Here is an 11,752-nt window from a genome sequence, read left to right on the forward strand (position 1 = left end):
TGTGTTGGCGGGCGGCGCTGCATGGGAGAAGCCGCACCAACGGGCCCATGTGAGACACAACGGCTGGCGATTGGCGCGTCAATATTGCGTAATCTGGGGGCGCACGCCGCGTTTTCAACACACCGCCACGGCGCAGGCGCGCCCACCGGACTGTCAGCGTGTGCCGCCGCCGTCGGCTCGCTCAGCCGATGCGCACCAGTTGTTCCTTGAAGACCTGACGGCGCGTCGCATAGCTGTCTGCGTTGCGCTTGAGGTTCGCGACTTCCTCGTCGGTCAGCTCGCGCACGACCTTGGCGGGCACGCCCAGAATCAGGGAACGGTCAGGGAACGTCTTGCGTTCGGTGACCAGCGCGCCCGCACCGACCAGACTGTCGCGACCGATGACCGCGCCGTTGAGCAGCACTGCCTGAATGCCGATGAGCGAGTTTTCGCCCACGGTGCAGCCGTGCAGCATCGCCTGGTGGCCAATGCTCACGCCGTCGGCCAGCGTGAGCGGATATCCCGGGTCGGCGTGCAGGACGGCACCCTCCTGCACGTTGGTACCGATGCCGACCTTGATCGGCTCGTTGTCACCGCGAATTGCCACACCCGGCCACACGCTGCTGTTCTCCGCGAGAATCACTTCACCGATGATGCTGGCGGTGTCGGCCACGAAAGCACTCTCGTGGATCTGCGGGGTCTTGTCTCCAAGTTTATAGATCGGCATGGCGGCTTCGGTTCGCGGTTAAAATCGAGGAATTCGCTATTGTAACGTCATGGCCGATTCCACTCCTTTGCCCAGCGGCGGTCCGGCGGGCAACGCCGTCCCCGTTAGTCCCGTCCCCGAGGATCTCGCCGGGGCTGATCTGAGCCGCAACGCGTCAGGCATGCCCGATTGCGCTCGCTCGCGTGCGCTGGCGTTGCTGCGTCTTTGCGACCCGTACGAAAAGGCCGAGCGCGTGACGGCGCTTCGCGACGCCGTGCGCAATGGCGTTGCGTGTTGGCACCCAGGACAGCACTTCGCAATGGCCGGTTCGGTTCCTTCGTCCGCCTCGACCGCCTCGTCCGCCTCGACCCCTTCGACCCCTTCGACCCCTTCGACCCCTTCGACCCCTTCGACCCCTTCGACCCTTCCGGGCACATTGACCGGTGACGCAAACGCGGGCGATATGGGCATTCCCGGGCGTCCTGCGACGCCCCGGCTGGTGTCCCCGCGGGCGTTGAAGCAGCGCGCCGTGACGTCGATCGAGGGCCGTGCCGCGCTGCTGCATGCGCTTGCGCACATCGAATTCAACGCGATCAACCTTGCGCTCGACGCGCTGTGGCGCTTCGACGGCCTGCCCGTCGAGTACTACGACGACTGGCTCCAGGTCGCGGCGGAGGAGGCCTATCACTTCTCGCTGCTCGCCACACACCTCCAGACGCTGGGCGACGCCTATCACTACGGCTGCTTTCCCGCGCACGACGGCCTGTGGGAGATGGCGCGGCGCACGTCCGGCGACTGGCTGGCCCGCCTCGCGCTGGTGCCGCGCACCCTGGAGGCGCGCGGGCTCGACGCCAGTCCACCGATCAAGGCCAAGCTTGCCAGCGTGGGCGATGCAGCCGGCGCGGCCATCCTCGATATCATCCTGCGTGACGAAATCGGGCATGTCGCCATCGGGAACCGATGGTATCGCTGGGGCTGCGAGCGTTCGGGGTGCGATCCCATCGAAACGTACACCCGGCTGGCGGCGCAATACGGCGCACCGCGGCTGCGCGGGCCGTTCAATCTGGAAGCGCGCCGGGCGGCGGGTTTCGATGACGATGAACTCGCGGCGCTGCAGGCGCTCGCATGACGGGCGCGGCCACTCCGCCATGTGCATTTGTGATGCCGATATACTCGGCAATTCCCCCGTCGTTTCCACCTTCACTCTCGCCAGCGTCATGACCGAATCGCGATCCGAATTTCTGACCGTGCGCGGGCTGCGCCATCATGTCCGGCAGTGGGGCACGCCCGGCGCGCCGAAACTGTTTGCGCTGCACGGATGGATGGACGTGTCGGCGTCGTTCCAATTCGTCGCGCAAACGCTGGCCCAGCGGTGGCATCTGCTCGCGCCGGACTGGCGCGGCTTCGGCCTCACCGACTGGCCGGTCGCCGACGGCCGCTGCGGCAGCTACTGGTTTCCGGACTATCTGGCCGATCTCGAAGCGTTGCTCGACGTCTACACCGCGCCCGGCGAAGCCATCAACCTGATCGGCCACAGCATGGGCGGCAACGTCGCGTGCCTGTATGCCGGGGTACGGCCGACTCGCGTGCGGCGGCTCGTGAACCTCGAGGGCTTCGGCCTGCCGCCGTCGCAGCCGACTGCGGCGATCCGACAGCTCGGCCGCTGGCTGGACGACTTGCAGAATGTGCCGACGCTGCGGCCCTACGCCTCGCTCGACGAGGTGGCGGCGCGGCTGCGCAGGACGAATCCGCGCCTCACGCAGGCACGGGCGGCGTGGCTGGCGCAACGCTGGGCGCGTCAGGCGAGCGACGGGCAATGGCATTTGCTCGCCGATGCGGCGCACAAGATCGCGAATCCGTACCCGTACCGGCTCGACGAAGCAATGGCCGTATGGCGCAACGTGAGTGCGCCGGTGCTCCATGTCGAAGCGACGGACTCGGAAGTTCTGCAACATTTCGTCGGGGCGCAGGGCAAAGCGGCGTTCCGGGAGCGCTTCACGGCCTTTCCGAGCCTGACGGAAGCCTTCGTGGCCGATGCGGGCCATATGCTCCATCACGATCAACCCGAAGCGGTGGCGAAGCTGATCGACGACTTCTGCGGGACGTGAGTGCGCGGGCAACTCGCGTCGCGCTCACTTGAGCGGTAGAATGAAGACGTCATTACCACGTCACACGCCGGCGTAAGACGGAGCGGACGTGTCATCGCCCGGCGGTTCACCATGCTCAACGCGGATCTTCATTGTCATTCCAAAGTGTCGGACGGCACGCTTGCGCCGGCCGACGTGGCGCAGGTCGCGTTCGAAGCCGGTGTCGACCTGTGGTCGCTGACCGACCACGACGAGATCGGCGGCCAGCGCGAGGCGCGTGAGGCGGCCGAAGCGCTCGGCATGCGTTACGTGAGCGGCGTGGAAGTTTCCATTACGTGGGCGAATCGCACGGTGCATATCGTTGGGCTGAATCTCGATCCGGATAACGCCGCGCTGATCGACGGGCTGGCGGCCACGCGGGGCGGCCGGGCAACGCGGGCGCAGCAGATGAGCGAGCAATTGGCGGCCGCGGGCATTCCGAATGCCTACGAGGGTGCGCTGCGCCACGTCGGCAATCCCGATCTGATTTCCCGCACGCATTTCGCGCGCTATCTCGTGGAGATCGGCAAATGCGCGTCGGTCTCCGAGGTGTTCACGAAGTACCTTGTGGAGGGGCGTCCCGGCTATGTGCCGCACCGATGGGCAACGCTCGAGGACGCCGTGACGTGGATTCGGGGCGCGGGCGGCATTGCCGTCGTTGCGCATCCGGGCCGCTACAAATTCACGCCGCTCGAGTTCGGGGTGCTGTTCGATCAGTTCCGCGAACTGGGGGGCGAGGCGATCGAAGTGATCACCGGCAGCCACACGCCGGAGCAATACCGCGAGTATGCCGACGTCGCGCGTCAGTACGATTTTCTGGCGTCGCGCGGCTCGGATTTCCATGGACCGACCGAGAGCCGTGCGCTGCTCGGTAAGCTGCCTGCGCTACCCGACGATCTCACGCCGGTCTGGAGCCGCTGGCAGTAACCTTCCGACGCTATGTCGCAATTCTTCCAGATTCATCCGGAAAACCCTCAGTCACGACTCATCAAGCAGGCCGCGCAGATCATCGACAAGGGCGGTATCGTGGCCTTGCCGACCGACTCGAGCTACGCGATTGCCTGTCACATCGACGACAAGCAGGCCGTCGATCGCCTGCGCCGCATTCGCGGTCTCGACGACAAGCAACTGCTCTCGCTACTGGTGCGCGACCTGTCGGAACTGGCCGAGTTCGCCATGGTCGACAACCGGCAGTACCGGCTGATCAAGGCGACGACACCGGGGCCGTACGTATTCATCCTGGAGGCGACGAAGGAGGTGCCGCGCCGGCTCTCGCATCCGTCGCGAAAGACCATCGGCCTGCGTGTGCCGGAACATGCCATCACGCTGGCGTTGCTCGCGGAACTGGGGCAGCCGTTGCTCGCCACCACACTGATTCTGCCGGGCGAAACCGAGCCGCTGAACGACCCCGAAGAGATCCGCGAGCGCCTGGAAAAGGAACTGGATCTGGTGATCGACGGCGGGGCCTGTCCTAAAGAGCCGTCGACCGTGGTCGATCTGACCGTGACGCCCCCCGAAGCGTTGCGCCGCGGGCGCGGCTCGCTCGCGCCGTTCGGCCTGTCGTGACACATCGCTTCCCTACCGCTTTGCAATACGCCGTAATACTGGCGTGCAGGTGTGCTTGATACAATAGCCGGCTATGAATGCAGACCTGATCCAGACCATTGCGGTCTACGCGCTCCCCGTCCTCTTCGCCATCACGTTGCACGAGGCCGCCCACGGCTACGTGGCAAAGTATTTTGGCGACCCCACGGCGTTCCTGATGGGGCGGGTGACGCTCAATCCACTCAAACACATCGATCCCATCGGTACGGTACTCGTGCCGCTGGCGCTCTATTTCATGACGAGCGGGGCGTTCCTGTTCGGCTATGCCAAGCCGGTGCCGGTCGCGTTCGGCAGTCTGCGCAACCCGCGCGTCGACACGATCTGGGTGGCGCTGGCTGGTCCGCTCTGTAACTTCGCGCAGGCGATTCTGTGGGCGCTGCTCGCTGTGGGGCTCCAAATGGCCGGTGTTCGCGAGCCTTTCTTCATGATGATGGCGCAGGCCGGCCTCGTGGTGAACCTCGTGATGTGCATGTTCAACCTGTTTCCGGTGCCGCCGCTCGATGGCGGACGCGTGCTCGTGTCGCTACTGCCCGCGCGTGCGGCGTACCTGCTCTCGCGCGTGGAACCTTATGGTTTTTTCATCGTGATGGCCCTGGTGGTCAGCGGGGTGCTCGGCCGCCTGTGGCTGTGGCCGCTGATCCAATGGGGGCGCGACCTGATCGTCTGGATGCTCACGCCGCTGCTGTCGCTGATTTCCTGAAGTTTTTGCAGAACATAACGAGACCATGTACCCCGAACGCGTTTTCTCTGGCATGCGACCGACCGGCCGTCTGCACCTCGGTCATTATCACGGCGTGCTCAAAAACTGGATTCAGCTTCAGTCGGAGTACCCGTGCTACTTCTGTGTGGTCGATTGGCACGCGCTCACCACGCACTACGAAACGCCGGAAGTCATCGCACAGAACGTATGGGATGTCTTGATCGACTGGCTGGCCGCAGGGATCGATCCGAATCAGGCCACGCTCTTCATTCAGAGCAAGGTGCCCGAGCATGCCGAACTGGCGCTGCTCATCGGCATGAGCACGCCGCTGGGCTGGCTCGAACGCGTGCCGACATACAAGGAACAGATCGAGAAGCTCAAGGAGAAAGACCTGTCGACGTACGGCTTCCTGGGGTATCCGGTGCTCATGGCGGCCGACATTCTGCTTTACCGCGCGCTGCATGTGCCGGTGGGTGAAGATCAGGTGCCACACGTCGAGATGACACGCGAAATCGCGCGCCGCTTCAACCATCTGTACGGCCGCGAGACCGGCTTCGAAGAGAAGGCGTTGGCGGCAGCACGCAAGCTCGGCGGCAAGCGCTCAAAGATATACCTGGAACTGCGTACGGCCTATCAGGAGCAGGGCGACGACGAGGCGCTTGAGCAGGCGCGCGCAATGCTCTCCGAGTCGCAGTCGCTGTCCATGGGTGACCGTGAGCGGCTTTTCGGCTATCTCGAAGGCGCGCGCAAGCTGATTCTGGTCGAGCCGCAGGCGTTGCTCACGCCGGCGTCGCGCATGCCGGGGCTCGACGGCCAGAAGATGTCGAAATCGTACAACAACACCATCGGCCTGCGCGAAGACGCGGAGTCGATCACCAAGAAAGTGCGCACGATGCCGACGGATCCGGCACGCGTGCGTCGTACCGATCCGGGCGATCCCGACAAGTGCCCGGTGTGGCAATTGCATCAGGTCTATAGCGATGACGACACGCGCGCCTGGGTGCAGAAGGGCTGTCGCAGTGCCGGTATCGGATGCCTCGAGTGCAAGCAGCCGGTGATCGAAGGCATTCTGCGCGAGCAGCAGCCCATGCTCGAGCGCGCTCAAAAGTACATGGACGACCCATCGCTGCTGCGCGCCATTGTGGCCGACGGATGTGAGAAGGCTCGGAAGTCCGCGCAGGAGATCATGCGCGAAGTGCGCGAAGCGATGGGACTGCAATATTCATGACGGACACGGCCGTTCGCAGCGCGGAAGTGCACGGCACCGGCGCGCCATCGTCGTGGCTGGTGCGCTGGGCGCACCTGATCCCGTCGGGTGCGCGTGCGCTCGATCTTGCTTGCGGCCATGGACGCCACGCGCGGTGGCTCGCGTCTCGCGGCGTCCACGTGAGCGCCATCGACCGCGATGCGGCGGCGCTTGCCACGATGTCAACCCTGGCGAACGTCACAACGCTCGTCGCCGATTTGGAGCATGGGCCGTGGCCGTTGGCCGAGGGGGTGACGTACGATGCCGTCGTCGTCACGAACTATCTGCACCGGCCGCTGTTCCCGCGTATCGTTGCCAGTGTCGCGCCTGGCGGCGTTCTGATTTACGAAACCTTCGCGCAAGGAAACGAACGGCACGCAAAGCCGTCCAATCCGCTGTTCCTGCTCGCGCCGGGTGAATTGCTCGACGTGGCGCGCGAGGCGGGTTTGCGCGTGGCGGGCTTCGAGGACGTTACGTTGGTGGCACCGCGTGCAGCGTGCGTACAGCGCGTGTGCGCGACGCGCGCCGCCCCCGGGGAAAACCCCGGCGGTGCCGCGCTGTACGAGCCGGCGGCGTAATCCGCTACAATCCACCCTTATCGCTGAATTGTTCGATCAACCATGACTACCCAAACTCCGATTCAAGGCAGTATCGTCGCGATTGTCACGCCGATGGCAGAGGATGGCAGCCTTGACCGTGAAGCCCTGCGTAACCTGATCAACTGGCACGTCGACGAAGGCACCGACGGTATCGTAATCGTCGGCACGTCGGGCGAGTCGCCGACGGTCACCGTCGAAGAACACTGTGAGCTCATCGAGATCGCCGTACGGCAAACCGCTCAAGCCGGCGAGTCGCGCGGCCGCAAGGTGCCGGTGATCGCGGGCACGGGCGGCAATTCGACGGCTGAAGCCATCGAGCTGACGAAGCATGCGAAGCAGGTGGGCGCCGATGCGTCGCTGCAGGTCGTGCCGTACTACAACAAGCCCACGCAGGAAGGCCAGTACCAGCACTTTCGTGCCATTGCCGAAGCCGTCGAGCTTCCGGTCATCCTCTATAATGTGCCCGGCCGTACCGTGGCGGACGCCAGCAACGACACGCTGCTGCGTCTGGCGCAAGTGCCCGGCATTGTGGGCGTGAAGGACGCCACGGGCAATCTGGATCGTGGCATCGACCTGATCCGGCGTGCCCCGAAGAGCTTCGCCGTGTACAGCGGCGACGACCTGACGGCTGTTGCGCTCATGCTCATGGGCGGTCAGGGTAATATCTCGGTCACTGCCAACGTGGCACCGCGTGCGATGCACGAACTGTGCGTCGCTGCGACGGCCGGCAATGTGGCCAAGGCACGCGAGCTGCAGTTCCAGTTGTTCGAGCTGCATCGCGCCATGTTCGTCGAATCCAATCCGATCCCCGTGAAGTGGGCGCTGCAACAGATGGGCATGATCGCGTCGGGCATCCGACTGCCGCTCACGCCGCTTGCGCAGGCGTATCAGGACACGGTGCTTGGTGCCCTCAAGTCGGCCAACATCGCCGTTGTCTAAGCTGTCGTTCCGGCACCCGGGTTCGATTGCCCACCCCTTTTTTTGCGACTCATGAAACGAATCGTCAGTAATTCCGTAGCTCGTCCCGTGCTGGCATGGGCCGCTATCGCCTCGGTGGCCCTCGTCGCCGGATGCAGCTCGCTTTCGAGCGCTTTGTCCTCCGACAAGGTCGATTACAAGAGCGCGAAGCTCGGCCCCACGCTCGACGTTCCGCCCGACCTGACCAACGTTCAGGTTACCGATCGAAAGTATGTGACGCCGGGTGGCACCGCCACGCTGTCGAACTACGAGACCCAGCAGAAGGTGGTCGAGGCCAACCCGACGGACACCGTGCTGCCGGCCGTGCCGGGCATGAAGGTCGTGCGCGATGGCAATGAGCGCTGGCTGGTGATTCAGAAAGCCCCGGGCGACCTGTGGCCGACGCTGCGCGAGTTTTGGCAAGAGAATGGCTTTGTGCTCACGACCGATTCGCCGGACACGGGCGTGATGGAAACCGACTGGGCGGAGAACCGCGCCAAGCTGAATCAGGACATCATCCGCGATCTGCTCGGCAAGGTGCTCGACGGCTTGTATTCGACCGGCGAGCGTGACCGCTTCCGCACTCGGGTGGAGCGTGATCCGGACGGTGGCACCGACATCTACATCACGCATCGTCGCATGGTGGAAGTGTTCACGAACTCGCAGAAGGATACGACCAAGTGGGAACCGGCGCCGAACGATCCGGGTCTCGAGGCGATCTTCCTGACGAAGTTGATGCAGCGTTTCGGTGTGCAAGCCGATCAAGCGAAGGCGCAGGTCGAAAGCGCCAAGGCGGGCGGCCCGTCGAGCCAGATCGTGCGGACGGCCGATGCTGCGTATCTCGACATCAACGAGCCGTTCGATCGTGCCTGGCGTCGTGTCGGCGTTGCGCTCGACCGGGGTAACTTCACCGTGGACGATCGTGACCGCGAGAAGGGTCTTTACTTTGTCAGCTACGTCGATCCGGCATCGCTTGCGAAGGACAATGGCTTCTTCTACAGCCTGTTCCATGCCAAGGAAGTGCAGGACAGCAAGAAGGCCAAGAAGTACAGCGTGAACGTGCAGGGGCGTGGCGATAGCCAGACCCGCGTGCAGGTGCTCGACGACAAGGGTAACGTCGACAACTCGAAGATCGCGCAGACGATCATCAGTGTGATCGGCAACCAGCTCCGTTAGGGCGGGGCATGCGGTTCGCCAGTCTGGGCAGCGGCAGCGAAGGTAATGCCCTGCTGGTGGAGGCGTCGGAAGGCGCCTCCACGACACGCATTCTTCTCGATTGCGGTTTCTCGATGCGAGAGGTCGAGCGACGCCTGTCGGCGCGCTCGATCGATGTGGCGTCGCTCGACGCCATTGTCATCACCCACGAGCATGCCGATCACATCGGCAGCGCGCTTTCCCTCACTCGCAAGTACCAGATTCCCCTCATCATGAGTTGGGGGACGGGGCAAGCCGTCAAGGTGCACGCCACGCTCAAGGCTGACGGCGACGACGCGCGCGTGCGCTGGTGCCGCGCCGACGAGCGGTTCGCCGTGGGGGCCATCGAGCTATATCCCTACACCGTGCCGCACGACGCGCGTGAACCGTTGCAGTTCGTGTTTTCCGACGGCGCTCGCCGCTTGGGCGTGCTGACGGATGCCGGATGCCCGACCGCGCACCTCATCGCCGCACTCGGCGGTTGTGATGCCCTGGTGCTCGAATGCAACCACGACCGGAACATGCTGGCGAACAGCAAATATCCAGCGTCGCTCAAGGCGCGGATTGGCGGCACCTATGGTCATCTGGCGAACGATGCGGCGGCGGAGATTCTGGGCGCGATCGACCGGGTGAAGCTACAGCGCGTGATTTGCGCGCATCTGAGCGAGCAGAACAATACAGCGGAACTGGCGATGGCGGCGATGTCGGGCGTGATCGGCAGCGAGGCGACAGAGATCCTCGTGGCGACACAGGCGGGCGGTTTCGACTGGCTGACCTGCTGACCGACGATGGCGTTGCCGCTTGATCGGGGGCGCGATCGCGTGTTGTCCGAAAGAGGGCGGGCGTCTGCGGCGGGCGCCGGCGAGTGTGAGGCGTGTAGGACGTGTGGAGCGTAGGGGCGACAAAAAGCCGGTCGAAAGACCGGCTTTTTTTGCTCAACTGCCTTGCGGCAGCGGGCGATTACTTGCTGGCAGCAGCGTCAGCAGCCGAAGCAACGGCGTCAGCAGCAGCGCCGGCAGCCGAAGCGACCGTGTCAGCAGCAGCACCAGCAGCCGAAGCAGCCGAATCAGCAGCAGCGCCAGCAGCCGAAGCAGCGTCCGAAGCAGCGGCAGCAGCCGAAGCGGCAGCGTCAGCAGCCGGAGCAGCGGCTTCTTCCTTCTTGCCGCAGGCGGTCAGGGCAATAGCCAACAACGAAGCGACGAGGAGAGACTTCTTCATGATCACGTCCTTTTATGGTAGAAGACAAGCGAATGAATATTAGTTACGGTAATACGCTCTTGCCAGCGCAAAGCCGATTGCGAGACTTCGGCAATTGAGGATTACCCTTGGTCATGCAAGCTGCTTGGCGAGAAATTATATTGGGTTTTCCCCAACCCGTCACGTCAATCTCGCGTAATTACCCCGCTTTTTTCCTTACCGGGCGCAACTTTCGCACGGTCTTCGAGTCGGCCTCGAGTCTCAACCATCCCGAAGCATACCAATCGTACAGAATTTCAACGATTTCTTGGTCTTTTTGCTCGAAACTCGCGCATTCGCTGGCATTTAGCTGGCGTCGATCGGCAAGCAGCCGTAACGTCGATCGTGCATTGACGGGGACTTCGAGCGGCTCGCCGTTGATGTAATACCGGTTGCGTCGATACAACAATTGCGTCTTGGGCGAGAGCGCCAGACCCTGTGTGGAGGCCTCGCGCACGAAACGCGTCATCGATATCGGCGTCTGTGGCGGTTCGAAAAACACATGCGATTTCGGCTCGCTCAGCCAGCGTCCGAGAAAGTCCTCCACCTCTTTCTGTCCCCAGCGCACTTTCTCGAGCTGGGCGACGAGAGTCTCGATCATGGCGTCGGGCAATGCCGCCGGATGCTTCACCGCAGACTGCCCAGGATCGGCGTATCGGCCGGCGAAATGACGCGCGAACGGCAATTCGGGGGCATTTTCCGCAAGGTAGTACAGAAAGTTCTGAAGCATTTCCTGCTCCAGCGGGGCGCGAAAACCGATGGAATACGTCATGCATTCGCCTTGCGCAACGCCGTCGTGCGCATAGCCGGGCGGCAGATACAGCATGTCGCCGGGCTCCAGCACCCATTCCTCTTCGGCTTCGAAGTGCTTCAGGATGCGCAGAGGCACGCCGTCGAGCCACGTGCTGTCGCGCGGCGCGCCGATGCGCCACCGCCGCTTGCCATGCGCCTGGAGCAGAAAGACGTCATAGGAATCGAGATGCGGGCCGACGCCACCACCGTCGGTGGCGTAACTGATCATCACGTCGTCGAGACGGGCATCGGGAACAAAGCGAAACTGTTGCATGAGGGCATCGACTTCCGGCGCGTGAAGATTCACGCCTTGCACGAGAAGGGTCCACTGTTTGCGCGTCAATGGCGGAAGCGCGTCGGCGTCGAACGGGCCGTGCTCGAGTTGCCAGTGCTTGCGCGTGTGACTGACGAGGCGCGATTCGACGTCATCGCGTGCGGCCAGCGCGAACAGCGCGTCGTGCGAGAGCGGCGCCGTGAAGCCGGGGATGGCCTGACGAATGAGGAGTGGGCGCTTGTGCCAGTAGCGCTTCATGAAGGCGTCGGGCGCGAGGCCGCCGAGCAGCGTCGAGGGAGAGCGGGAGGTCGTCATGCGTAGATCGATGCGTTAATAGG

General features: G+C 63.8%; 13 protein-coding genes. 10 read left to right on the forward strand and 3 right to left on the reverse strand.

Features of this window, described 5'->3' with window-relative positions:
* Positions 1-181 precede the first annotated feature (181 nt).
* Entirely contained in the window at positions 182-706 is a 525-nt protein-coding gene (locus ACE3UG_RS03675; RefSeq protein ID WP_374619787.1) for a gamma carbonic anhydrase family protein, read from the reverse strand.
* A 298-nt stretch (positions 707-1,004) separates the two neighbouring features.
* Here ACE3UG_RS03675 and ACE3UG_RS03680 point away from each other — a divergent pair, with 298 nt between their 5' ends.
* The 10 genes from ACE3UG_RS03680 to ACE3UG_RS03725 all read left to right on the forward strand — a co-directional run bounded on the left by ACE3UG_RS03680 (position 1,005) and on the right by ACE3UG_RS03725 (position 9,894).
* Complete coding sequence (locus tag ACE3UG_RS03680) at positions 1,005-1,814, forward strand: ferritin-like domain-containing protein (RefSeq protein WP_374619790.1); 810 nt, start codon at positions 1,005-1,007, stop codon at positions 1,812-1,814.
* Between the two features lie 88 nt (positions 1,815-1,902).
* Positions 1,903-2,793: an alpha/beta fold hydrolase gene (locus ACE3UG_RS03685; protein WP_374619793.1), complete on the forward strand. Its 891-nt coding sequence runs from the start codon at positions 1,903-1,905 to the stop codon at positions 2,791-2,793.
* Positions 2,794-2,904: 111 nt separating this feature from the next.
* Complete coding sequence (locus ACE3UG_RS03690) at positions 2,905-3,738, forward strand: 3',5'-nucleoside bisphosphate phosphatase (protein WP_374619796.1); 834 nt, start codon at positions 2,905-2,907, stop codon at positions 3,736-3,738.
* Positions 3,739-3,750: 12 nt separating this feature from the next.
* Positions 3,751-4,377, forward strand: a complete 627-nt coding sequence (locus ACE3UG_RS03695) for an L-threonylcarbamoyladenylate synthase (protein ID WP_374619799.1) — start codon at positions 3,751-3,753, stop codon at positions 4,375-4,377.
* 73 nt (positions 4,378-4,450) lie between these two features.
* A complete protein-coding gene (locus tag ACE3UG_RS03700) occupies positions 4,451-5,116 on the forward strand; it encodes a site-2 protease family protein (RefSeq protein WP_374619802.1) in 666 nt (221 codons plus the stop codon).
* Between the two features lie 25 nt (positions 5,117-5,141).
* The gene (locus tag ACE3UG_RS03705) at positions 5,142-6,344 is read left to right on the forward strand and encodes a tryptophan--tRNA ligase (RefSeq protein WP_374619804.1); all 1,203 of its coding nucleotides are present in this window, start codon (positions 5,142-5,144) and stop codon (positions 6,342-6,344) included.
* Positions 6,341-6,940, forward strand: coding sequence for a class I SAM-dependent methyltransferase (locus ACE3UG_RS03710; protein WP_374619807.1), 600 nt, complete (start codon positions 6,341-6,343; stop codon positions 6,938-6,940). The genes ACE3UG_RS03705 and ACE3UG_RS03710 overlap by 4 nt, the downstream gene beginning before the upstream one ends.
* A 42-nt stretch (positions 6,941-6,982) precedes the next feature.
* On the forward strand, positions 6,983-7,900 hold the full coding sequence (dapA, locus tag ACE3UG_RS03715; RefSeq protein WP_374619809.1) for a 4-hydroxy-tetrahydrodipicolinate synthase: 918 nt from the start codon (positions 6,983-6,985) through the stop codon (positions 7,898-7,900).
* Between the two features lie 51 nt (positions 7,901-7,951).
* Positions 7,952-9,094 (forward strand): outer membrane protein assembly factor BamC, encoded by a 1,143-nt coding sequence (gene bamC / locus ACE3UG_RS03720; protein ID WP_374619811.1) that lies wholly within the window; start codon positions 7,952-7,954, stop codon positions 9,092-9,094.
* 8 nt (positions 9,095-9,102) lie between these two features.
* On the forward strand, positions 9,103-9,894 hold the full coding sequence (locus ACE3UG_RS03725; RefSeq protein WP_374619814.1) for an MBL fold metallo-hydrolase: 792 nt from the start codon (positions 9,103-9,105) through the stop codon (positions 9,892-9,894).
* Between the two features lie 178 nt (positions 9,895-10,072).
* Here ACE3UG_RS03725 and ACE3UG_RS03730 read toward each other — a convergent pair whose 3' ends face one another.
* Complete coding sequence (locus ACE3UG_RS03730) at positions 10,073-10,330, reverse strand: hypothetical protein (RefSeq protein WP_199071419.1); 258 nt, start codon at positions 10,328-10,330, stop codon at positions 10,073-10,075.
* A gap of 178 nt (positions 10,331-10,508) precedes the next feature.
* Positions 10,509-11,729, reverse strand: a complete 1,221-nt coding sequence (locus ACE3UG_RS03735) for a JmjC domain-containing protein (protein ID WP_374619819.1) — start codon at positions 11,727-11,729, stop codon at positions 10,509-10,511.
* Positions 11,730-11,752 lie beyond the last annotated feature (23 nt).

Source organism: Pandoraea sp. (assembly GCF_041919235.1).
GTDB lineage: Bacteria > Pseudomonadota > Gammaproteobacteria > Burkholderiales > Burkholderiaceae > Pandoraea.

Bases quoted from the DNA above. Each gene is read 5' to 3' on its own strand.
- ACE3UG_RS03675 (WP_374619787.1), bottom strand. From the start codon at position 706: ATGCCGATCTATAAACTTGGAGACAAGACCCCGCAGATCCACGAGAGT.
- ACE3UG_RS03680 (WP_374619790.1), top strand. From the start codon at position 1,005: ATGGCCGGTTCGGTTCCTTCGTCCGCCTCGACCGCCTCGTCCGCCTCG.
- ACE3UG_RS03685 (WP_374619793.1), top strand. From the start codon at position 1,903: ATGACCGAATCGCGATCCGAATTTCTGACCGTGCGCGGGCTGCGCCAT.
- ACE3UG_RS03690 (WP_374619796.1), top strand. From the start codon at position 2,905: ATGCTCAACGCGGATCTTCATTGTCATTCCAAAGTGTCGGACGGCACG.
- ACE3UG_RS03695 (WP_374619799.1), top strand. From the start codon at position 3,751: ATGTCGCAATTCTTCCAGATTCATCCGGAAAACCCTCAGTCACGACTC.
- ACE3UG_RS03700 (WP_374619802.1), top strand. From the start codon at position 4,451: ATGAATGCAGACCTGATCCAGACCATTGCGGTCTACGCGCTCCCCGTC.
- ACE3UG_RS03705 (WP_374619804.1), top strand. From the start codon at position 5,142: ATGTACCCCGAACGCGTTTTCTCTGGCATGCGACCGACCGGCCGTCTG.
- ACE3UG_RS03710 (WP_374619807.1), top strand. From the start codon at position 6,341: ATGACGGACACGGCCGTTCGCAGCGCGGAAGTGCACGGCACCGGCGCG.
- dapA (WP_374619809.1), top strand. From the start codon at position 6,983: ATGACTACCCAAACTCCGATTCAAGGCAGTATCGTCGCGATTGTCACG.
- bamC (WP_374619811.1), top strand. From the start codon at position 7,952: ATGAAACGAATCGTCAGTAATTCCGTAGCTCGTCCCGTGCTGGCATGG.
- ACE3UG_RS03725 (WP_374619814.1), top strand. From the start codon at position 9,103: ATGCGGTTCGCCAGTCTGGGCAGCGGCAGCGAAGGTAATGCCCTGCTG.
- ACE3UG_RS03730 (WP_199071419.1), bottom strand. From the start codon at position 10,330: ATGAAGAAGTCTCTCCTCGTCGCTTCGTTGTTGGCTATTGCCCTGACC.
- ACE3UG_RS03735 (WP_374619819.1), bottom strand. From the start codon at position 11,729: ATGACGACCTCCCGCTCTCCCTCGACGCTGCTCGGCGGCCTCGCGCCC.